Origin of the sequence: Chryseobacterium sp., assembly GCF_008014695.1 — a bacterium.
GTDB lineage: Bacteria > Bacteroidota > Bacteroidia > Flavobacteriales > Weeksellaceae > Kaistella.
On sequence record NZ_VOXE01000004.1, the window covers coordinates 401,954 to 422,772 of the forward strand.

At 42.5% G+C, this 20,819-nt stretch carries 22 protein-coding genes; 11 read left to right on the top strand and 11 right to left on the bottom strand.

Annotated features, from left to right (window positions below):
- Window positions 1-112: 112 nt before the first annotated feature.
- From FUA25_RS12800 to FUA25_RS12815, 4 genes are read right to left on the bottom strand one after another with little or no spacing between them, the layout of a single operon-like run.
- The gene (locus tag FUA25_RS12800; protein ID WP_147757303.1) at window positions 113-793 is read right to left on the bottom strand and encodes a type 1 glutamine amidotransferase domain-containing protein; all 681 of its coding nucleotides are present in this window, start codon (window positions 791-793) and stop codon (window positions 113-115) included.
- 35 nt (window positions 794-828) lie between these two features.
- Complete coding sequence (locus FUA25_RS12805; RefSeq protein WP_147757304.1) at window positions 829-1,989, bottom strand: iron-containing alcohol dehydrogenase; 1,161 nt, start codon at window positions 1,987-1,989, stop codon at window positions 829-831.
- Between the two features lie 47 nt (window positions 1,990-2,036).
- The gene (locus tag FUA25_RS12810) at window positions 2,037-2,615 is read right to left on the bottom strand and encodes a TetR/AcrR family transcriptional regulator (RefSeq protein WP_147757305.1); all 579 of its coding nucleotides are present in this window, start codon (window positions 2,613-2,615) and stop codon (window positions 2,037-2,039) included.
- Window positions 2,608-3,012: a hypothetical protein gene (locus FUA25_RS12815; protein WP_147757306.1), complete on the bottom strand. Its 405-nt coding sequence runs from the start codon at window positions 3,010-3,012 to the stop codon at window positions 2,608-2,610. The genes FUA25_RS12810 and FUA25_RS12815 overlap by 8 nt, the downstream gene beginning before the upstream one ends.
- A 218-nt stretch (window positions 3,013-3,230) precedes the next feature.
- Between FUA25_RS12815 and FUA25_RS12820 the strand changes: the two genes are divergently transcribed.
- The gene (locus tag FUA25_RS12820) at window positions 3,231-5,354 is read left to right on the top strand and encodes a Tex family protein (protein WP_147757393.1); all 2,124 of its coding nucleotides are present in this window, start codon (window positions 3,231-3,233) and stop codon (window positions 5,352-5,354) included.
- Between the two features lie 278 nt (window positions 5,355-5,632).
- Here FUA25_RS12820 and FUA25_RS12825 read toward each other — a convergent pair whose 3' ends face one another.
- From FUA25_RS12825 to FUA25_RS12850, 6 genes are all read right to left on the bottom strand, one after another.
- On the bottom strand, window positions 5,633-7,369 hold the full coding sequence (locus FUA25_RS12825) for an OstA-like protein (protein WP_147757307.1): 1,737 nt from the start codon (window positions 7,367-7,369) through the stop codon (window positions 5,633-5,635).
- A complete protein-coding gene (locus FUA25_RS12830; protein ID WP_147757308.1) occupies window positions 7,369-7,842 on the bottom strand; it encodes a Fur family transcriptional regulator in 474 nt (157 codons plus the stop codon). The genes FUA25_RS12825 and FUA25_RS12830 overlap by 1 nt, the downstream gene beginning before the upstream one ends.
- Before the next feature lie 87 nt (window positions 7,843-7,929).
- The gene (locus FUA25_RS12835) at window positions 7,930-9,921 is read right to left on the bottom strand and encodes a KUP/HAK/KT family potassium transporter (protein ID WP_147757309.1); all 1,992 of its coding nucleotides are present in this window, start codon (window positions 9,919-9,921) and stop codon (window positions 7,930-7,932) included.
- A 107-nt stretch (window positions 9,922-10,028) separates the two neighbouring features.
- Window positions 10,029-11,012, bottom strand: coding sequence for a pyruvate dehydrogenase complex E1 component subunit beta (locus tag FUA25_RS12840; protein ID WP_147757310.1), 984 nt, complete (start codon window positions 11,010-11,012; stop codon window positions 10,029-10,031).
- Window positions 11,013-11,125: 113 nt separating this feature from the next.
- Window positions 11,126-11,545 carry a DUF2147 domain-containing protein gene (locus FUA25_RS12845; protein ID WP_147757311.1) on the bottom strand — a complete coding sequence of 140 codons (420 nt, stop codon included), beginning with the start codon at window positions 11,543-11,545 and terminating at the stop codon, window positions 11,126-11,128.
- Window positions 11,546-11,658: 113 nt separating this feature from the next.
- On the bottom strand, window positions 11,659-13,287 hold the full coding sequence (locus tag FUA25_RS12850) for an ArnT family glycosyltransferase (protein ID WP_147757312.1): 1,629 nt from the start codon (window positions 13,285-13,287) through the stop codon (window positions 11,659-11,661).
- A 65-nt stretch (window positions 13,288-13,352) separates the two neighbouring features.
- On the opposite strand from FUA25_RS12850, the gene FUA25_RS12855 reads away from it, so the two are divergent.
- From FUA25_RS12855 to FUA25_RS12885, 7 genes are read left to right on the top strand one after another with little or no spacing between them, the layout of a single operon-like run.
- A complete protein-coding gene (locus tag FUA25_RS12855) occupies window positions 13,353-14,306 on the top strand; it encodes a glycosyltransferase family 2 protein (RefSeq protein ID WP_147757313.1) in 954 nt (317 codons plus the stop codon).
- Window positions 14,287-15,153 carry a lysylphosphatidylglycerol synthase transmembrane domain-containing protein gene (locus FUA25_RS12860; protein ID WP_185146715.1) on the top strand — a complete coding sequence of 289 codons (867 nt, stop codon included), beginning with the start codon at window positions 14,287-14,289 and terminating at the stop codon, window positions 15,151-15,153. The genes FUA25_RS12855 and FUA25_RS12860 overlap by 20 nt, the downstream gene beginning before the upstream one ends.
- On the top strand, window positions 15,150-15,863 hold the full coding sequence (locus tag FUA25_RS12865; protein ID WP_147757315.1) for a CDP-alcohol phosphatidyltransferase family protein: 714 nt from the start codon (window positions 15,150-15,152) through the stop codon (window positions 15,861-15,863). The genes FUA25_RS12860 and FUA25_RS12865 overlap by 4 nt, the downstream gene beginning before the upstream one ends.
- Before the next feature lie 40 nt (window positions 15,864-15,903).
- A complete protein-coding gene (locus FUA25_RS12870; protein WP_147757316.1) occupies window positions 15,904-16,668 on the top strand; it encodes a 3'-5' exonuclease in 765 nt (254 codons plus the stop codon).
- A 26-nt stretch (window positions 16,669-16,694) separates the two neighbouring features.
- On the top strand, window positions 16,695-17,117 hold the full coding sequence (locus FUA25_RS12875; protein WP_147757317.1) for a DUF2007 domain-containing protein: 423 nt from the start codon (window positions 16,695-16,697) through the stop codon (window positions 17,115-17,117).
- Between the two features lie 20 nt (window positions 17,118-17,137).
- Window positions 17,138-17,746 (top strand): fumarylacetoacetate hydrolase family protein, encoded by a 609-nt coding sequence (locus FUA25_RS12880; RefSeq protein ID WP_147757318.1) that lies wholly within the window; start codon window positions 17,138-17,140, stop codon window positions 17,744-17,746.
- Window positions 17,747-17,802: 56 nt separating this feature from the next.
- Window positions 17,803-18,237, top strand: a complete 435-nt coding sequence (locus tag FUA25_RS12885) for a universal stress protein (protein WP_147757319.1) — start codon at window positions 17,803-17,805, stop codon at window positions 18,235-18,237.
- Between the two features lie 81 nt (window positions 18,238-18,318).
- Here the strand turns inward: FUA25_RS12885 and FUA25_RS12890 are convergent, their stop codons facing one another.
- Entirely contained in the window at window positions 18,319-18,552 is a 234-nt protein-coding gene (locus FUA25_RS12890) for a hypothetical protein (RefSeq protein WP_147757320.1), read from the bottom strand.
- A gap of 41 nt (window positions 18,553-18,593) precedes the next feature.
- Here FUA25_RS12890 and FUA25_RS12895 point away from each other — a divergent pair, with 41 nt between their 5' ends.
- From FUA25_RS12895 to FUA25_RS12905, 3 genes are read left to right on the top strand one after another with little or no spacing between them, the layout of a single operon-like run.
- Window positions 18,594-19,502 (top strand): DUF6427 family protein, encoded by a 909-nt coding sequence (locus tag FUA25_RS12895; protein WP_147757321.1) that lies wholly within the window; start codon window positions 18,594-18,596, stop codon window positions 19,500-19,502.
- Between the two features lie 6 nt (window positions 19,503-19,508).
- On the top strand, window positions 19,509-20,093 hold the full coding sequence (locus tag FUA25_RS12900) for a DUF3109 family protein (protein ID WP_147757322.1): 585 nt from the start codon (window positions 19,509-19,511) through the stop codon (window positions 20,091-20,093).
- A 25-nt stretch (window positions 20,094-20,118) separates the two neighbouring features.
- On the top strand, window positions 20,119-20,763 hold the full coding sequence (locus tag FUA25_RS12905; RefSeq protein ID WP_147757323.1) for an MgtC/SapB family protein: 645 nt from the start codon (window positions 20,119-20,121) through the stop codon (window positions 20,761-20,763).
- Window positions 20,764-20,819 lie beyond the last annotated feature (56 nt).

The window sequence follows — 20,819 nt, forward strand, 5'->3', positions numbered from 1 at the left end:
TTCCGACTCGGCAAAGTATAACGAAGTAACGCAACGTGGTTTTACCTTTCAAAAAAATGTTCCAGAGCGATTTTCACTTTGGAACATTTATGCATCATTAAATCAAACCAGCTTATTTCTGAAGTTGATTCAATAATAATTCTGCTACTTTTTCAGACGAAGCGGGGTTCTGACCCGTGATCAACAAGCCGTCTTCCAAAGCATACGTTTCAAAATCGCCTGCTTTGCTGTAGATTCCGCCGTTTTCTTTCAGCATATCTTCCACCAAAAACGGCACTACGTCAGTCAGTTTTACCAAAGCTTCTTCGGTGTTCGTAAAGCCTGTTACTTTCTTGCCTTTTACCAATGGTTTACCTGAAGTGTATTTCACATTTTTCAAAGCGGCAGGAGCATGACATACAAATGCTACGGGTTTATTGCTGTTGTAAAAATTTTCGATCAGTTTTGCAGAATCCGCGCTTTCGGCCAAATCCCAAAGAGGTCCGTGCCCACCGGGATAAAATACCGCGTCGTAATCTGCTGCAGAAACTTCCGACAGTTTGTGCGTATTGCCTAATTTTTCCTGAAGTTCAGCATCCGCCTTGAATCTGACCGTAGATTCCGTTTGATTTTCCGGTTTATCGCTCGTCGGATCAATTGGTGGCTGACCGCCCTTTGGAGAAGCCAAGATCACCTCAACGCCTTTATCCACCAAATAGTAGTAAGGACTTGCAAATTCTTCGATCCAGAATCCGGTTTTCTCGCCGGTGTTTCCCAGTTCTGAGTGGGAAGTAAGAACAAACAGTATTTTCATAAGTATTTTTTTGATTATATTTTTAAAGAAGTTTTCTAGTAACTCATTTCGATGATTTTCTGAACATCAGCAGGTGCGAGTGATTTATGTTCACCAAGTCCCAACCAACCCCGTTCTGTAAAACGTTTTGCAACAGCAGCGCCGGTTTCTGCATATTTTTTTGTGTATTCTGATAGCTGAATATCAATACCTAAGGATTTAAAGAATTCGTCAGTTCTGTCGATTCCGGCGTGGGCTTTTTCCTCTAAAGTTCCTTCTGTAATTTTCCAGACGCGTTCTGCGTACTGCGCCAATTTCTCTTTTTTAGTCTCAAAATTGTAGCGGTAATGATTTCCGGCTAAAATTGCCAAAGTCCGTGCGTGATCAATTCCGTACATTGCTGTTAATTCATGTCCCATGGAGTGGATTGCCCAGTCCCCGGGAACGCCCTGCTGAATCAAACCGTTCAGCGCCATCGTACAGCTCCACATAAAATCAGCTGCTGCCTCTTCATCTGCAGGATTTTTCATAACGGCAGGCGCCACTTCAATCAAAGTCTGCATAATGCTTTCGGCAAAACGGTCCTGCAGTTTTGCGCCAATCGGATACGTCATATACTGTTCCATTACGTGCGTGAATGCATCTGCAATTCCGTTGGCCAACTGACGCTGTGGAATCGATTTAATGACTGCCGGATCCAAAACAGAAAACTGCGGGAACATTCCCGGTCCGCCGAAAGCCAATTTTTCTTTGGTTTCCGCTCTCGTAATTACGGATCCCGAATTCATTTCAGAACCGGTCGCAGGAAGTGTCAACACGGTTGCAAAAGACAATCCTTCGGTCACCGGTTTTTTATTCGTCAGTAAATCCCACGGCATTTCGCCCTCGTATAAAGCTGCGGCGGATAAAAATTTAGTTCCGTCGATTACGGAACCGCCACCAACTGCTAAAAGATAAGTGATGTTTTCTTCTTTAATGACTTTCAAGGCATCCAATAAAATGCTGTATTCAGGATTTGCGGGAATGCCGCCAAATTCCAGGACTTCATAACCTGATAATGCTTTTTTCACCTCCTCATAAATGCCGTTTTTCTTGATGCTTCCACCGCCGTAAAGCATTAAAATTTTTGAGTTGGCCGGAATTTCTGTGGAGAGATTTTCAATCTGACCTTTACCAAACAATATTTTTGTTGGATTTCTGTATTTAAAATTATTCATATTTCTGATTTTCAATTTAAAATTTTACAATGATTTTAGCAGGATCTTCACACCTTGATTGCATCCCAGGCCGCCCTGAAAGTCTGCGCTTTTGATTCTTCGCTTAAAGTATAGGCCGATCTTTCCTGCATTTCGAGTAAAAAAGACAGCGGATATATGCTGAAAGCGTATAAAACATAGTCTGAAAGCGGCTTAATAATTCCCTCGTCCTTCCCCTTTTTCCATAAATCAAGAAGAGGCTGCAAATGTTTTAATCCTTCCACCCTGATTTCTTCCCCAACCATCGGACTGTTATCACACTGGGATAAAAAGTTCGCTTCCTTGATCTGACTTAATTTATAATTCGCGATATTGAACCAAATGATTTCGAAACCATCTTTTACAGAAAGTTCGCTGTTGTATCCCTCAAAAGCACAGTTGCTGAAGGATTTTTTCACTTCCAGATACAATTCGTTGACGAGATTCTGTTTGTTTTCAAAATAAAGATAGATCGTAGCCGGAGCAACGCCTGCAAGACCTGCAATTTTCGACATGGGGGCATTGTGAAAGCCGTGGTTACTCACCAAAGTCAGCGTTGCATTTAACAGTGCTGTTTTCTTGTCCGTTATTTTTTCTTTTTTACTCATGTTTCAATTCTGCTTTTGCAAGCGATGTAAATTTGTAGGATTTCCAGGACAACCAAATCAACAGAAACTGAAAAACCAATCTTATATAAGCGGCCATAGGACTTCCGATCACCGGTTGGTCGCTGAGCGCATCCGTAACATGAAGCGGCATGAAAATCACCATCAACACATAAATGCCGAACACTCCGTATTTGGTATATTTTTGATTGAGGAATAAGGTAACAATCCCCAAAAGGAGCTCTACAATTCCGGACAGATAAACAATTGCCAGCGGAAAAGGCAAAAAGGACGGAACAATCGGCAGATAAAATTCCGGATTCCACAAATGATAAACACCCGAAGCCATCATTAAAACAGCCAAAAGAATGCTTACGATTACCCAAAACAATACCCTCATTTTACTTTCTTTTTGATGGAACAAAGGTAGAACAAAAAAGAATGAACGTTCATTTATTCTGTCTATGCAGCCATTCAGAATTCTTAAAGCTAGCGCTTTGCTTTCATGTGGATCGAGTCTGTTCCCCCAACAATAAATGACTGCTGTCTTCTATTCTAAAGGGAACGGCTATACTGGCTCAATAAATCTCCCTATTTTAGCACTTCCAAAAAATGCCAATGATTCCCACCGGTTTTATCCAAAAATCCCTTTCTGTTTCTGACAAAAGCATCAGTGCAACGCTGAAACTCCTCGCCGAAGACTGCACCATTCCCTTTATTTCCCGGTACCGGAAGGATGCGACCGGCAACCTTGATGAAGTGCAGATCGAACAGATCGCTAAACTCAATGCCCAGTTCGAGGAAATTATCAAAAGAAAGGAAAGCATCCTGAAATCCATTCAGGAACAGGACGCAATGACTCCGGACCTGAAAAAAAGAATTGAAGACAGTTTCGATCTTCAGGAACTGGAAGATCTGTATCTGCCTTTCAAAAAAAAGAGGAAAACAAAAGCTGATGCTGCGAAAGAAAAAGGACTGGAACCGTTGGCGAAAATTATCATGAGCCAGCATTCAAATGATCTTCAGCATTTGGCCACAAAATACCTGAATGATGAGGTTCCTTCTGTTGAAGAGGCACTTCAGGGCGCCAGAGACATTATGGCCGAATGGATCAACGAAAATATGTACGTTCGTAAAAATCTCAGACGGCTGTTCCAGCGCAAAGCGCTTTTCACTTCGAAAGTGGTGAAAGCCAAAAAAGAGGAAGAAGCTGCACAGAAATATGTGCAGTATTTTGAGTGGGAAGAAAGCCTGAGCCGGATTCCTTCGCACCGTCTTCTGGCCATGCTCAGAGCGGAAGCTGAAGGTTATGTGAAAACCAAAACAGAAATCGACAAAGAAGAAGCCATTGAACTTATCGAACAGGCGGTTCTTAAATCCCGAAATGAATGCGCGGACCAGATTTCACTGGCTATTAAAGACAGTTACAAAAGACTGCTCGAACCTGCCATTTCAAATGAAACCTTACAGGAAGCCAAAGAAAAGGCCGACGAAAAAGCCATTTCCATTTTTTCCGACAATCTCCGGCAGCTTCTTTTAGCGCCGCCTTTGGGGGAGAAAAGAATTCTGGCGATCGATCCCGGTTACCGAAGCGGGTGCAAGATCGTGTGCCTCGACGAAAAAGGTGATCTGCTACACAACGAAACCGTTTATCCTCACGCACCGCAAAACGAAACCGGCATGGCGATGAAAAAAATCCGGTCGATGGTAAATGCCTATAATATTCAGGCAATCTCAATCGGGAACGGCACAGCAAGCCGCGAAACGGAGTTCTTCATCAAGAAAATTGCTTTCGATACGCCGCCGCAGGTTTTTGTGGTCTCGGAAGCCGGCGCGTCGGTTTACTCGGCGAGTAAAATTGCAAGAGAGGAGTTTCCATCTTACGATGTGACGGTTCGTGGCGCGATTTCCATCGGCAGACGGCTATCTGATCCGCTGGCGGAACTTGTGAAGATCGATGCAAAATCCATTGGGGTTGGTCAGTACCAGCACGATGTGGATCAAACGCAGCTTAAAAACGAACTCGATTCCACCGTAATGAAATGTGTGAATTCCGTAGGCATCAACCTGAATACAGCGAGCAAACCGCTGCTGAGTTATGTCTCCGGAATCGGTGAAAAGATGGCGGAAAATATTGTGAATTACCGTACCGAAAACGGTGCCTTCGAAGACCGCAAACAACTCAAAAAGGTTCCACGGCTCGGCGAAAAAGCCTTTCAGCAGGCCGCAGCTTTTGTGCGGATTGCAAACGGTAAAAACCCGCTCGACAATTCTGCCGTTCATCCTGAAGCCTACCCTGTTGTGGAGAAAATGGCAAAAGATCTGGGATTGAAAACAATTGACCTCATCGCAAATAAAGAAAAGATTGCCCTGATCAGCCCGGAAAAATACGTGACCGAAACCATCGGGATATTGGGAATCAAAGACATCCTGAAGGAACTTCTAAAACCCGGTCTCGATCCGCGGAAAGCTGCCAAAGTTTTTGAGTTCGACCCGACAGTCAAAAGCATCAAAGACCTCAGGACCGGTATGATCCTTCCCGGAATCGTGAACAACATTACAGCGTTCGGTTGTTTTGTGGATCTCGGCATCAAGGAAAGCGGACTCGTGCATATCTCCCAACTTAAGGAAGGTTTTGTGTCGGATGTGAACGAAGTCGTGAAACTTCATCAACATGTTCAGGTAAAAGTCACCGAAGTGGATGAGGCGAGGAAAAGAGTGCAGTTGAGTATGATTTTGTAAGGACTGTCTCATCTTCTAGAAAACTTGTTATCTTTAGAAAATATAATGGACCTAATTTCCCGCTACAATCATCGACAGAAAGATTTTTTTATACAATATGGAAAAGATTCTTTAAACCAGTTCTTATTCTGGCAATTGCTTATTGCTGTATTAAATTCTTAGTGGGCATCATTAATGAAAACGGCGCAGAAAGACAAATTACTGTTTTTATTATAGCATTCATCATTCTATACACATTTACCTACTTAATTGGGGAATTATTTAGCAAAACGAGAGTCCTATCGCCGCACCCGTTTCGGTTTCTTCGCTTCCTCCGCGGCCTTTGCCTTTTCGGCTTCTGTTTGGGCGGCATCAAAGAGCGGATTGCTGGCTTCGTACTTTATTTCTTCATAGTTGGGCGTATCCAGGAAGATGTCTTCCCACTTCCGGAGCCGGTCTTTTGTATTCCAGTTGAAATCAGGGAAGAAGCGTTTCTCGCGGGAGATCTTGCTCATTGGATAAATGTCTGTATTCGCGCCGATGTTGCAGGAAATGATCTGAACCTTGCTTTCCTCAAAGGCGGCTTCGATGGTTCCGCATGTGGATAGTGACACGCCAATACGCTCCACTTTTTTGGTTTTTTCGTTCTGATCGTCGGCATATGTAATGGCCTGTGCATTGCCGATGACTTTAGCGAGCCGCACTTCGTTCTTTTCGTAATACACCGTCATGAGTTTGCCTTTCACCTGATTGAATTCATCTTTCAGGTTCAGGGAATCAGCTTTGCTGATGGCAAATGCATTGCCGATCACCTTCAGGGAATCGATGTATTCGTTTTCGGTATCAAAATACGCTTCAATTTTGTCACCCGTCACCTGTTTGGCTCCGCTCCACGCGATAGGAGTTCCGAAGAGGTGCATTACACCGTCGGTTTCATTAAAGGTCAGGGAATCGGCGCGCAGCTGGATATTCGATTTGTACATGCGGGCTTTGCGGTACGCGCGCAGGAAACTTTTCTTTTCAGCTGGATCGGTTTCTCCGGCTTTCTGGTAGGCCAGGATCCTGTCTGCCGAGAAATACATGGAATCTTTTTCGAGGATCTTTACTGCATAGGGTTTCTCGGTCATCATGGCTGAATCCTTCTTCTCATAAATTTCGCCGTAGCCGCCTTTGATGTACCGGTTTTCCTTCGGGTCGCGGAGGGTGACGTTGCCGGTACCTTTGCCAAAACCAGTGAACTGATTGTAGTACATTTTGTCGCCCGTGAGTATCTTTCCATTGTAATGGATGCGGGAGTTTTTGTTCAGGTACACCTCTTTCGAGTTCATCTGGTAAGTCCCCAGTTCGGTATAGACGTAGTTGGCAGGATTCTTCCGGTTTGTAATGGTGGTAGGTCCGAAAAATTCCGCGGTATTCGTGTTCTGGTTCTGTTTGATGCTGCTTCCCTCCACAATATATTCCGGATTATCGATCTTCACCTTTCCGGTAAAGTCGATCATCTTGGTATTGAGATTATAGTTTGCCGACTTTGTGTACATCACATTCGTAGCATCCGCTATGGTTCCGCCGGTATTGAAATACGCCTGGTTGGAAAGCCTGTCGTAATAGAGCGTTTCGGTTTTGATCGTCTGTTTCGGATCCGTCAGCACTACATTCTTGCGCGCGATGCCTTTCTGGGAATTACCGTCGTACTCCATTTCTCCCGCAGTAATCACCGAACCGTCGGCGTTCTGCAGTTTTACGTTTCCGATGGCTTTAACAAAGTTCTGGTCCTGATAAAGGATCACGACATCTGCAGTAAGCACCGAACCCTGATGATTGAACTGAACGTTTCCGGAGAAAAATGGATTTCCGGCGTATTTTTCCGGTGTTTTCTGAAAGAAATCGGAATGGATGAGCTTCACTTTCTCGCCCTGCTGCGGCGGATTCTGAGCGGTGAAGAAAGGGTCTTTCACGGCCGGCTCCTGCGGCTGGGTGATGATCTGTGCAAAAGCACTGATATTGATGAAAAGAAAAAGAACGAGAAGCTTTTTCATTAATTTTTTTTGGTTCCGTAAAAGTATAGGGAATGCGAATCAATCGTCACCCCGAATGCACTCTCGATGGATTCCTTGATGCCTTGGATCCTCGGGTCACAGAACTCAATGATCTCTTCGATCTCCTTATCGGATCCTGTTCTGTAAATAACCAAATGGTCGTGCTGCTTGTCGAAATAGGATTTTTCGTAGGAAGAAGAAGTAAGCGTTTTTTCCCCGAACTGGTGTTTGCGGATAAGCCCTGCATCCAGAAAAATCTCGATGGTGTTGTAAATCGTGGCTTTGGAAACATGGTATTTCTTCTGCATCATGAGCAGATAAAGGTCATCCACATTGAAGTGATGCTCCATCATGTAGATTTCCTCCAGAATCGTATATCTTTCGGGAGTATTTCGGAAACCCTTCTCTTGCAGGTATTGCCTTAAGACTTCCTTTATCGTTGTAATATTGAGTTCCCTCTGCTTTGCATTCATCCAAATAAATTATATACAAATTTATTGTTTTTTTATTAATGTCCGGTGGCAGCCTTTCGGGGTTCTTTCAAAACGTTCCCGACTCCATCAAGAATGGTAATGACGGAATTCCACCTGCTGAATTTTTTTGCTGACAACCTTCTGATCCAGCAGCGGCGCCGATTCCACCACTACATTGTGTGCGGTGATGCCCCAGGCTTTGAAATCATCGCTTCCGATATACTTCACAAAATTGTAGATATTGAGGGTGATTTTTTCTTTCACCGTGAGCAACGCATCGTTGATATAGGTATTGTCGATGATGACATACCGAAGATCCGGTGGAATATTGTGCGCGCGCAAAGACGGATGACTGCTTCGCGAAGGAATGGTGCCGTCTTCCATCATGTCTTCAAGCACCTGATCAAAATAGTCATTGATCCTCCTGTCTATTTTAAACCCGAGAAGGAAGTTAATTCTGTAAATCGTTCCGGGCATAATTTCATCTACTGTGTATTTGAAGGTATATGGATCTTCCTGATTTACGATGTTCAGGATGAAATAATGGTCTGCCCTTTTCGGCTGTTTCCTCAAAATGGAATATATAATCTTGGCTTCAATCTCGTCTTCGCGCTTCGCGCGGCTCAGAAAAGCAAGATTGGTAGAATATTTGGGGATGGTTTCGTCGAGTTTCAAGTCTTTGATCGTGGAGACATATTTTTCCAGCTTCACGAACTTGATAAATTTCGCTTTGATCTGCCGTCCTTTATACCACGCATACATACATACCGCAATGAATCCACCCAGAACCATCGTCAGCCAGCCGCCATCAAAGAATTTGATTACATTGGCATAAAAGAACCCCAGTTCAATGAAGAGATACACCGCAACGAAACCCAAAGCCATAAATTTGTTCACCCGTGTGCGGCTGAGCCAGAAAAACAACAGGATCGTGGTCATGAGCATGGTTATGGTAATCGTAAGTCCGTAAGCAGCTTCCATAGATTCAGATTTCTGGAAATACATCACCACGATGAAACAGAAGACCATCAGTCCCCAGTTGATTCGGGGAATATACATCTGCCCTTTAACGCCCGAAGGGTAGTCGATTTGCTGGTTGGGCCAAAACGTTACCGACATGGCTTCGGAAAACATCGTAAAAGAACCCGTGATCACTGCCTGACTGGCGATAATGGCCGCAGCTGTTGCAAGGATGACACCGGGAAGCACTGCCCATTCCGGCATAATGCCGAAAAATGGGTTGATTCCCTGAAAAACCTTGTGATAATTGGAAAGCAGCCAGGCGCCCTGTCCCAGATAATTGAGAATCAGCATACTTTTAACAAAAATCCAGCTGATTCGTATGTTTTTCTTCCCACAGTGTCCCAGATCGGAATACAGCGCTTCCGCACCTGTTGTACACAAGAATACTGCTCCCATGATCACAATGGCACTGGGTGAGTGGGTAATTAAGTTATAGGCGTATATTGGGTTGAAAGCGCGCAGGATTTCAAGATGTTCAAAAATATGAATGGAACCAAAAACTCCCAGTACAAGGAACCAGAGTACCATAACCGGTCCGAAAAGTTTCCCGATGGAGGCCGTTCCGAACTGCTGCACGACGAAAACGATAAACAGAATTCCGCAGGTGATCAGAACCACCGGAGTATTTGGATTGTAAATTTTGAGTCCTTCAATGGCGGACATTACCGTAAGTGATGGAGTAATGACACTATCTGCTACCAGCGTGGCTGCACCAATAATCGCGACGACATAAAGCCATTTTTTTTTGAGTTTCTTAACGAGGGAATAGAGAGAAAGGATTCCGCCTTCGCCTTTATTATCTGCTCTAAGAGCAATGACCACATATTTAATGGTGGTCTGCAGCGTGAGCGTCCAGATAATGCAGGAAAGTGCTCCTTCAATATACTCGTTAAAAGGCATTGATGCACCATCTTTACGGGCATTCACAATCGCCTTCATTACATAGAGCGGCGAGGTACCAATATCTCCAAAAACAATTCCTAAGGAAACCAGCACCCCTACTGCCGTAAGTTTCTTGGTATCAAAATGATGACCTCCTTCCGTTATTTCAGACATTTTTTATCTTTTTTTGTAGGGGCAAATGTAGAGTAAAAAAATAAGTCCTTAAATAATTTTCTGCACTAATGAATCCTGAAAATAAAAAACTCCCTTTCGGGAGTTAATTATGCTTTCAGGTACATCGCCTTTTTGATTTCTTCTTTTACTTTTTCCAGTTTTGGGAACCATTCTGCGAACAGTGCTGCCGAATACGGAGCCGGAGCGTCGGGCGTTGTAATTCTCTTGATCGGAGCATCCAGATAATCAAATGCCTTCTGCTGCACCATGTACGCGATTTCTGACGATACAGAGCCGAAAGGCCATGCTTCTTCCAGAATTACGAGTCGGTTTGTTTTCTTCACCGATTCCAGAACGGTATCGAAATCCAGCGGACGCACGGTTCTAAGGTCGATCACTTCCACAGAGATTCCTTCTTTTTCCATGTCCTCTGCAGCCTGCATGGCCAGCTTCATGATTTTACCGAAGGAAACCAAAGTCACATCTTTTCCTTCTTTTTTAATATCGGCCTTTCCGATAGGAATGTAATATTCTTCTTCCGGGATTTCCATTTTGTCGCCATACATCTGTTCCGACTCCATGAAAATCACGGGATCATTATCCTGAATAGCGGTTTTAAGTAAACCTTTTGCATCATATGGATTCGAAGGTACAACTACCTTAAGACCCGGGGTGTTCGCAAACCATGATTCAAAAGCCTGGGAGTGAGTCGCTCCGAGCTGTCCTGCCGAAGCAGTCGGACCTCTGAATACAATCGGGCAGTTCCATTGTCCACCGCTCATCTGACGGATTTTTGCCGCATTATTGATGATCTGATCGATTCCCACCAATGCGAAATTGAAGGTCATGTACTCCACAATCGGACGGTTGCCATTCATGGCAGAACCTACCGCGATTCCCGTGAAACCAAGCTCGGCAATTGGAGTATCAATCACTCTTTTGGCACCAAACTCATCCAGCATTCCTTTCGAAGCTTTGTAAGCACCGTTGTATTCCGCAACTTCCTCACCCATTAAATAAATGGATTCGTCTTTGCGCATTTCTTCACTCATGGCCTGACAAATCACTTCCCGAAAAGTATATTCCTTCATAATGTATCTCAACTTTAGGGTACAAAAGTAATTATTTTTTGGGAATTTTAAGGATAAGGCCCAAAAAAGCAACTCTGGGGGAGTTGCTTCGGTGTGGTCAGAAATATTTTCGGTTATTTTACTTTATGCCATGTCTGGGTTCTTCCAATCAGTGAGAAGCCGATATAACCCCTTACATTCAGTTTGTCGCCTGATCTGGTGATGGTACATTTGTAAGTTTTTCCGGTTTTTGGATCGGTAATAGTTCCGCCGGTAAACTCGTTTCCGTCTTTTTTAAGTCCGCGGATGATTTCCATTCCCAAGATTGGCTTGTTTTTCCGGTCATCTTTACAGTCAATACAAGTGTCGTGTTCAGGCTTGATTAAAAGCTGCAAAACTTTACCGTAGTATTTACCGTCGGATCTCTTTGAGATTTCCACGATGGATTTTGCCTTTCCCGTTTCATCATCAATGGTTTTCCATTTTCCTTCGATCTGGGCATAAGACAATGTTGCGAAAAATAAGGCAACAAAAGCGAAAACTATTTTTTTCATTTTGTAAAGTTTTAATTTAATGTTGGATAAAAGTAACTAAAAAAAGTTAAATGTCAAATTTAATTCATCGGTGAATTAATTTCGTGCGACTTATTTAAAAATGAATTCTGCATTCAGTTTAAAATTTTCACCAGATACACCAGATCCAGTTGGGCTGCTCTTTTATCGGGATTGAGAAATTTAAGGGAAAGCCTTGTGATCCTGAAATGATTTTCAGCATCAAGAATGAGGTAATTTCTGTTCAGTTTTGCAAGTTCCTCTCTTGAGATGACGAGCAAATCATCCTTTTTAAGGTCCATTTCTTCGATACGCGGCGTGTTTCTTTGGGTGTAAAAATCGAAAGACCAGGTTTCGTTGCCTTTCAGCATCAGGATTCTTTCCTTCTCGAGATGATTTTCATTTACAAATTCCGCCAGCTTCAGACCACCCTGATATCTCGTGAGTACCGGATAAAACTGCGTGTTGAGGAATAAATTCACCGCCACACCGAAAAGCAGGGACATAAAAACATATTTCCTGAAAGGATTTTCCTTTACAAAAATCCTGAAAAGCAGGTACGCGAAGATTAAAGCAGTAAATCCATACATCACTTTGTTCGGGATCCCCGTAAAATAATGAATGAGCAGGCCTATTCCGAGAATACTTCCGAAAATTACCACAAGCTGAATGATGTATAAAACTTTTATTTTTCTGACCTGATTTCTCCTGTATATTTCAAAGAGATATGCTGCGGTAAGTACAGCCAGAATCCCGATCAGTCCGTTCAGATAATGCGGAAGTTTGAATTTTGAAGCGCTGAAAAGAAGCATGACGAGCCAGAATCCACCGAGAGTCAGAAATTCAACACCGTCAATTTTCCTGAACCTGTTTTTGATGAAAAACGCAGATTTCTGAAAAACCCCCACATAAAAAACCAGTGAAAAAGGCAGAAAGGCCCAAAGCAAAGTATGGAAGAAGAAGAAATAATCGGGACTTGTCTCCTCAAATCCGGTCGCGTTCAGGCGGTTTACACTTTGGTTGAAGAGGATAAATTCAATCCCTTTATTCCCGAACTGATGATGATACGCATATAAAACCGGCAGTATTCCAATGATGAAAGCGAGTCCGACAAGCAATATTTTCAGATTGAAAAACTTTTTCCAGTCTCTGGAATACAGCAGATATGCCAAGATGCAAAAACCAATTATGACGATGGCCATCTGGCCTTTGGAAGAAAAAGCCATTGCCGTTCCAAATCCTGCCAGCAACGCAGCGCCTGTGTTCTGGGTCTTGATGAATTTCACAAACTGCCACACCGAAAAAATAATAAAACCCGTTAACACCGCATCAGTCCGAACATCATGTGCCGACAGAATAATCGTCTGTGCCGACAGAAAGATGAGCGATGCCAGATAACTCAGGTTTTCATTGGCATACAGCAGATCTGCGAGTTTTTTGGTGGAAAAACACGCCAGACACAGACACAGAAGTGCAGGAATCCGATAGGCAATATGGTTGATCCCGAAAATTTTCATTGAAATAGCTGAAAGCCAGAAATGCAAGTGCGGCTTATCCAGATAAGGATTTTCGCCTTTGAAAATATTTAGAAAATCATTATTCAGCGCCATTCTCATGGCCATAGTTGCATGCTGCGCAGAATCATTTTCCATCAAGGGAATGAACATTCCGGAAATATACACCACCGAAAACCCCACAAACAGCAGAAATATTTGTCTTTTGGAAAGCAGTTGATTTTGAGTCATCAGAAAATTAGTTTTTGTATTTTTGCAGAAGTTCTGCTGCAAATTTAATAAATCAACACATACGAATGGATTATAATAAATTCTACTCTTTGGTGATTCCAATGTATAATGAAGAGGGAAATGCCGGGATCCTGATCGATCGGATCCGGGAATCCATGCAGGATTTCCAGTATGAATTGATCCTGATTGATGACCATTCGTCTGACCGAACCGTTAAGGAAATCAAAGAGAAAAACGATCCGAACGTTGTGCTGATTGAACTTAAAAAAAATTACGGACAAAGTTCAGCCATGATGGCGGGCTTCGACTTTGCAACGGGAGACTATATCATCACGCTCGACGGTGATCTGCAGAACGATCCGTCGGATATTCCTGCTATGGTAAACCTATTAGAAACAGGCGGCTACGACCTCGTGGTCGGAAAAAGACAGAAACGGCAGGATTCGTCCGTCCGCACGATTCCTTCCAGAATCGCGAATTTCATCATTAAAAAATCCACAAAACTCAATATCTCAGATCAGGGTTGTGCGCTGAAAGTCTTTACCAACGAAACCGCCAAAGACCTTAATCTCTACGGCGAAAATCACCGCTTCATCAGTTTGATGGCCCATCTGAACGGCGCCAGAATTGCTGAAATGCCGGTAAAACATCATGCAAGACAGTTCGGCGTTTCCAAATATGGCATGAACCGGACTTTTAAAGTCATCAACGATCTTCTTTTGGTTCTTTTTAACCAGAAATACCTTTCCAAACCGATTTACCTTTTCGGAAACATCGGTTTGGCAGCCTTTTTACTCGGAATGACCATAAACGCTTACTTACTAGTAGTTAAATTACTGGGAAATGATATTGGTGGAAGGCCGCTTCTGATTTTAGGCGTTCTGCTCGTCTTCATCGGGATCCAGTTTTTTACAACCGGAATTGTGATCGACATGCTCATGAAAACCTATTACGAATCCCAAAGCAAAAGACCTTTCAACATCAGAAAAATCACGAGTTTTGGAAAAGTCCCGGCTTAAAAAGATCCTCCTCAATTCTGTTAAAATTGGGGTGAGTCTGGCTTTGCTGTATTTTGTTTTCAAAAAAATTCCTTTTTCGGAGGTAGGTGAAGTTCTGCAAAAAGTCCATGTTTTCTGGCTGATTCTGGCGGCGGTTTTTTTTCTGGCCTCCCAGGTTTTATCGGCAAAAAGACTTGAATTGTTCCTGAAAACCAGGGAATTCCATCTGAGTTTCCGCAGCAATCTCGAACTTTATTTTCTCGGAATGTTTTATAATTTTTTTATTCCGGGCGGCATCGGCGGCGATGCATATAAAATTTATCTTCTGCATAAAAAGTTCGGGTGGAGTGCCAAAACCCTCACTTCTGCCCTTTTCAATGACCGCTTGAGCGGTCTTTTAGCCATCTGCGTATTGATTCTTCTTTTCTCCGCCACTCTTTTTCAATTGCAATGGACCGTATTATTCTTACTCGCGGCTGCCACAGGAATCTTGCTCACATTTTTCATTACGAAAAGATATTTTACTACTTTTCAGCCTGTATTTTGGAAAGGCTTCGGCGTTTCGTTGCTGATCCAGATGCTGCAGATGCTGTGTTTTGTATTTCTCCTGAAAAGTATGGGCATTGGGAGTCATTATATCATTTATTCAATTGTTTTTCTGGCCAGTTCTGTGCTCAGTTTAATTTCGTTTGCAGGAATCGGGGTGCGGGAAATGCTTTTTTTGCAGGCGTCTCACTATTTCAGTTTTGATCCAACTGTTTCAGTGTCTGCCTCGCTTCTATTTACGTTAATAACTGCAGTTTTTTCTCTTTTTGGATGGCTTTTTCAATTAAGAAAACTAAATTTGAAACTTACAGAAGAATCATGAATTTTATCAAAAATAATCTGGCCAATGCCTTTACGCTCGCCAACCTTTTTTCGGGGAGCATCGGCGTAATCCATCTCCTCAGCGGAAACTACAAAATCACGGCCCTGTGCATTATTCTGTCGCTGGTTCTGGATTTTTTTGACGGATTTATTGCCCGCGCAATGAAATCAGACTCGAATTTGGGCGCGCAGCTCGATTCACTTGCCGATATGGTGAGTTTCGGTTTACTGCCCGGATTTGTAATGTTTAAAGCGCTGGAACCTTTCGGAAACCAAGTTTTCGGAATCGAGATGCCTTTTGAAACCAAATATTTTGGGCTTTTCATCACCGTTTTTTCCTGTCTGAGGCTGGCCATCTTTAATCTTGATGAGGAACAGACTTACTATTTCAAAGGTCTGAACACGCCTTCAAACACAATATTGATCTTTGGACTATTTTATGCCTTTCAGGAAAACGGAAGTTTTGGATTTCTGTTTGAAAACTCCGGGTTATTAATGCTTTTGGTTGCTATTTCATCGTGGATTCTGGTGAGTCCCATTAAAATGATCGCAATGAAATTCAAGTCGATGAAACTGGCAGACAATTATCCCAAAATTGCGTTACTCATTGGCGCCATCCTGATTTTAATTATTTTCGGAACCGTTGGAATTCCGCTGGTCATCTTATACTATATTTTAATATCACTGATATTCCAGAGACAGCTTAAATAATCGCCGCATTCTCAAATTACCGCATTTTCAAATCAAATAAATGAATCTCAAACTCTATAAACCGCTCTGTATCTTTGACCTAGAAACTACCGGAACCAATGTTGCGAAAGACCGGATCGTGGAAATCAGCATTCTGAAAGTACATCCGGATGCTTCCCGCGAAAGCAGGACCTGGCTCGTGAATCCTGATATGTACATTCCGAAAGAATCCACCGCCGTTCACGGCATCAGCGACGATGATGTAAAAGACGCGCCGAAATTCAGTGAAATTGCTTCGAAAGTAATGGAAATGATCGCCGGAACAGATTTAGGTGGCTTCAATTCTAACCGTTTTGATGTTCCGCTTCTGGCGGAAGAACTGCTTCGCGCCGGAGTCGATTTTGATCTAAGTAAATTCAAACTCATCGATGCGCAAACGATTTTCCATAAAATGGAGCCGAGAAATCTTACCGCGGCATACAGGTTTTACTGCAAAAAAGATCTGGAGAACGCGCATTCAGCCGAAGCGGATGTTCTGGCCACCTTTGAAGTGCTGGATGCGCAGGTGGGCCATTACGATGAACTTCCGAATGAAATCGCAGGGCTGAGCGAATTTTCGCATCACCATAAATTTGCTGATTTGGCTGGGTTCATTGCTTTTGATGAAGACGGAAAAGAGATTTTCAGCTTCGGAAAATACAAAGGACATCGTGTTAAAGACGTTTTCCAGAAAGATCTGGGTTATTACGGATGGATCCAGAACGCTGATTTTCCGCTGTACACGAAGAAAGTTCTGACGGGAATCCAGCTGAGAAGTAAGTTCTAAAACAATTTTTATTTATAAAATATTTCATGCCCTCACTCGTCAAATTTAAATACTACAGCAACAGCATCGAAGCTAACCGCGATAAACAGATTCTGGCCGATCATGGCCTTCAAAGTTTTATAGCCAATGAGCAGACGATTCAGTCAGATTGGCTGCTGTCGCAGGCGTTGGGCGGAATTCAGCTGCAGGTTTTTGACCATGACAGAGAAAAAGCTGAGGAAATTTTAAAAAAATTTTTAGAGGACGAAGTACATGATTTGGAGGTTGAGCACACGATTCCCACTCCGGAATTTGATTTTACGTGTCCGAAATGCGGCTCCAATCACCTGTACCGCGACGAAAATCCCGGCGGGCTGTTTGGGATTTCTCTGCTGTTTTTAGGATTGCCGCTTAAGTCAAAAAGCAACCTTTACCATTGCTATTACTGCAATAACGAATTCAAGCTTTAAAATATTTAATACGATTACCTATGAAGATCATTTGCATCGGCAGAAATTATGCTGAACACGCCCGGGAACTGGGAAACGAAATCCCGGAAAACCCGGTAATATTTATGAAACCCGACACGGCGGTCCTGAAGAGAGGTTCGGATTTCTACATTCCGGAATTTTCAAATGATGTACATTATGAACTGGAAATCGTTCTGAAAATCTCTAAGGGCGGAAAATACATCCAGGAAGCCAGTGCTTCCAGTTATTTTGATGAGATCGGCCTCGGGATTGACTTTACAGCAAGGGATCTACAGAGCCAGCTGAAGACGAAAGGCCTTCCGTGGGAATTGGCAAAAGGTTTCGACGGCAGCGCAGTAATTTCTGATTTTTACAGCAAAGGTGATTTCGATATGAAAAACCTGAATTTTTCTCTGCTTAAAAACAAGGAGGAAGTTCAGGACGGTAACTCTTCACTCATGATTTTCTCCCCCGAAAAAATCATCGCTTTTGTGTCACAGTATTTCACGCTCAAAGTTGGTGACCTCATCTTCACCGGCACCCCTAAAGGAGTTGGAAAAGTCTCTGAAAATGATATTTTGGAAGCTTATCTGGAAGAAAAGAAAGTACTGGATTTCAGAATTCAGTAAAATGTGTTTGACGGTATAAGAAACTTTTGTAATTTTAAAGAACAAAAATTAAACACATGACAAACATAGTTTTGCCGATTGATTTTTCAGATGCTACCGATCGGCTTGTAAACGGTGCCCTGAAATTTGCCCAGGAAACAAAAGGAAAAATATTTCTGATCCATGTTGCGCCTGCTGATATCGGTTTTGCGATCGGTGATATGGGCTTTCAGTATTTTCCGGAAGTAGAGCAAAATGAAATCAAGGAGGAACTCATCCGCCTGAATGCAATTGAAAAACGCATTATGGAGAAAGGCATAGAATGTGAACACCTGCTGAGACAGGGCATTGCTGGAGATATTATCCTGGATTATGCAAAGGAAAAAAATGCGGATTATATTGTGATGGGATCCCACGGCAGAAGTGGAATTTACGATGTTTTCGTTGGCAGTTTAACCAAAGAACTTACGCGCCGTTCCACCTTACCCGTTCTGGTGATTCCGATTCATTAAATTTAACAGAACAGCCTAAAAAAATAAATCCCGGAACTGTTAAATTCCGGGATTATTATTATCAATATACTTATCAATTAATCAGTTGTCCTTCTTGTAAATTTTAGGATCATAATAAGGGTTATGACCTTCGGTTGGAGAAAAATAATCCTTGTCTCTGTCGCCTCCCAATCGGGATACCAAAACGTAGCACCAGTAGCAGAACATTGCTGTTGCGAGAAAGAATAAAATCCAGTTTACAAAGTTTCCCGCGAACTCGAAAAAGCCGAAAGACCATTTGAAAAACTTACTGATGAGCAGAAATAAAGACGTCATTATTTTCCTTTTTAAATTAACTTTGCACAAATTTATAAAAAATGTTTCGATTACTTTCAAAAGAAAGCAATATTTTTTCCATTCCGGTGTATATCGGCATTCTTCTTTTCGTGGTAATTGGTGTTAATTTTGTGGATTTCAATACTTTAGACATATTTTCAGCGGTTATCACATTTGTGGGTGTGGCGCTCGGGTATTTCTGTTTCAATGCCATTGCCCTGAATTATCTCACGCATCTTCCCTTGTTTTTATATACCGCCTTTATTTTTGCCTTTTATCCGGGCGATCTGGATATCGGAATTGCAGTAACCCTTGTAACCAACTCAATTATTCTGCTGCTTTTAACAGATGTGGAAATGACGGTGCGCAAAAACTCCTATGTTCTGGTTGGAGCACTTCTGGCGTTGAATTTTATCTTTTTACCTACAACCTGGCCAATGTCGATTTTTGTCATCATTCACATCATCGGCACTTCCGACAGAATTGGCCTGCATTTTTTCCGTCTGTTTTTCGGAATACTTCTCATTGCCCTTTCCTACTTCGGAATTGCCTATTTTCTGAAAATGAATTCGTGGGGTCCAGCTTATTTCCCGTTTTATGATTTTAAAATCTCAAAGAACATCAACGGACTACTTTGGCTCTCGCCGGTAGCCTTGCTATTGCTGCTTTCGGTCACGGATCATTTCAAACATTTCAATAAAAAAAGTCCGGTAAGCAAATTCAAATACACTTTTTTACTCGTGTTTTTGCTCGCACAGCTCATTACGATTGTGCTTTATATGGGAACGGACTATGAATACCTGTTGCTGCTTGCACTTCCGGCCTCCATCATCCTCAGCAGAATGCTGAAATTCCTAAACAAATATGCACTTAAAGAGGCAGGGCTTTGGGTCATCATCCTTTCTCTGATTTTTTTCAAAATTTTCCAAGTTTTTAATTTTAATATTTAAACCCCAATGATTCAGATCGAAAACAAATTAATCTCCGAGGAAATTTTTTCCGAAGAATTTGTATGTAATTTAAGCAGATGCAAAGGCGCCTGCTGCGTTGCGGGAGATGTGGGGGCGCCGCTCGACAGGAACGAAACTGAAATCCTTGACCGTATTTTTGATAAAGTAAAGCCGTATTTAAGGCCCGAAGGCGTAAAAGCCCTCGAAGAGCAGGGCACCTGGACTGTTGATCCCAGTGACGGCGATTTTGTTACCCCAATGGTAAACGGCGAAGAATGCGCTTATGTTATTTTTGATGAAAGGGGAATCACCAAATGCGGGATCGAAAAGGCATATGAAGATGGCGCAGTAGACTGGCAAAAACCGATTTCGTGTCACCTTTACCCGATTCGGGTAAGCGAATACTCCACTTTTACCGCTCTTAACTACCACGAGTGGGAAATCTGCAACCCTGCCTGCGTTTTGGGAAAAGAACTGAAGGTTCCCATCTACAAATTCCTTAAAACGCCTTTAACCAGAAAATATGGTGAAGCTTTTTATCAAACGCTTTGTGATGCCGCTGAAGAATGGAACCGCGAGTACAATTCCTGAAAATTTCTTACCTTTAAAATAAAAAATGTCTGAACATTTTGAAATTCTCGATATTTATAAAGCCGTGTTTTCCATTATCGTCGGGATTATTCTTGGCGCTGAGCGCGAAATGAAGGATAAATCGGCCGGCTTAAAAACCATTACAGTAATCTGTCTCGGTTCCACGCTGTTTACAATTCTTTCCTATAAATTGGCCGGAGATGGCGACCCTACCCGGATTGCATCCTATATTGTAAGCGGGATCGGGTTTTTAGGCGCAGGCGTTATTTTTAAGGAAGGATTCAATGTTTACGGTCTCACTACTGCTGGAATTATCTGGATAGCCGCCGCAATAGGAATGGCGATTGGCTTCGGCGAAATTTATATGGCTTTTACATTCCTGATCTCCGCGATGATCATTATTTATTCAGCGAAATTCCTGATTAAAAATTATCTCCCCCAAAACCATAATAAAATTCTTAAAATCCAGATCAGTTCAGCCGATTTTTACAAAAAAAGTGAAATTATCAATGAAATCAGACGGCTGGTGCGCGGTCTGGAAGAGATTGCACTCGAAAAAGAAGGGAAAAGCATTCTGATGACCCTGGAACTCCACATCAATGAAAAGCAGCTGCATGAATTCGAAAATTACCTGACTTCCAACGAAAATTTTGAATATTTCAGTTATTAAGCACTGATTAAGGGATAAAAAAAATCCGTCCTGAAATAAATTCGGGACGGATTTTT

Coding starts and splice junctions, on each gene's coding strand:
- FUA25_RS12845 (WP_147757311.1), bottom strand. CDS start 11,545: ATGAAAAAAATAGTTTTCGCTTTTGTTGCCTTATTTTTCGCAACATTG.
- FUA25_RS12850 (WP_147757312.1), bottom strand. CDS start 13,287: ATGACTCAAAATCAACTGCTTTCCAAAAGACAAATATTTCTGCTGTTT.
- FUA25_RS12880 (WP_147757318.1), top strand. CDS start 17,138: ATGAAGATCATTTGCATCGGCAGAAATTATGCTGAACACGCCCGGGAA.
- FUA25_RS12865 (WP_147757315.1), top strand. CDS start 15,150: ATGAATTTTATCAAAAATAATCTGGCCAATGCCTTTACGCTCGCCAAC.
- FUA25_RS12885 (WP_147757319.1), top strand. CDS start 17,803: ATGACAAACATAGTTTTGCCGATTGATTTTTCAGATGCTACCGATCGG.
- FUA25_RS12870 (WP_147757316.1), top strand. CDS start 15,904: ATGAATCTCAAACTCTATAAACCGCTCTGTATCTTTGACCTAGAAACT.
- FUA25_RS12830 (WP_147757308.1), bottom strand. CDS start 7,842: ATGAATGCAAAGCAGAGGGAACTCAATATTACAACGATAAAGGAAGTC.
- FUA25_RS12875 (WP_147757317.1), top strand. CDS start 16,695: ATGCCCTCACTCGTCAAATTTAAATACTACAGCAACAGCATCGAAGCT.
- FUA25_RS12815 (WP_147757306.1), bottom strand. CDS start 3,012: ATGAGGGTATTGTTTTGGGTAATCGTAAGCATTCTTTTGGCTGTTTTA.
- FUA25_RS12810 (WP_147757305.1), bottom strand. CDS start 2,615: ATGAGTAAAAAAGAAAAAATAACGGACAAGAAAACAGCACTGTTAAAT.
- FUA25_RS12890 (WP_147757320.1), bottom strand. CDS start 18,552: ATGACGTCTTTATTTCTGCTCATCAGTAAGTTTTTCAAATGGTCTTTC.
- FUA25_RS12805 (WP_147757304.1), bottom strand. CDS start 1,989: ATGAATAATTTTAAATACAGAAATCCAACAAAAATATTGTTTGGTAAA.
- FUA25_RS12825 (WP_147757307.1), bottom strand. CDS start 7,369: ATGAAAAAGCTTCTCGTTCTTTTTCTTTTCATCAATATCAGTGCTTTT.
- FUA25_RS12800 (WP_147757303.1), bottom strand. CDS start 793: ATGAAAATACTGTTTGTTCTTACTTCCCACTCAGAACTGGGAAACACC.
- FUA25_RS12835 (WP_147757309.1), bottom strand. CDS start 9,921: ATGTCTGAAATAACGGAAGGAGGTCATCATTTTGATACCAAGAAACTT.
- FUA25_RS12900 (WP_147757322.1), top strand. CDS start 19,509: ATGATTCAGATCGAAAACAAATTAATCTCCGAGGAAATTTTTTCCGAA.
- FUA25_RS12840 (WP_147757310.1), bottom strand. CDS start 11,012: ATGAAGGAATATACTTTTCGGGAAGTGATTTGTCAGGCCATGAGTGAA.
- FUA25_RS12895 (WP_147757321.1), top strand. CDS start 18,594: ATGTTTCGATTACTTTCAAAAGAAAGCAATATTTTTTCCATTCCGGTG.
- FUA25_RS12820 (WP_147757393.1), top strand. CDS start 3,231: ATGATTCCCACCGGTTTTATCCAAAAATCCCTTTCTGTTTCTGACAAA.
- FUA25_RS12855 (WP_147757313.1), top strand. CDS start 13,353: ATGGATTATAATAAATTCTACTCTTTGGTGATTCCAATGTATAATGAA.
- FUA25_RS12905 (WP_147757323.1), top strand. CDS start 20,119: ATGTCTGAACATTTTGAAATTCTCGATATTTATAAAGCCGTGTTTTCC.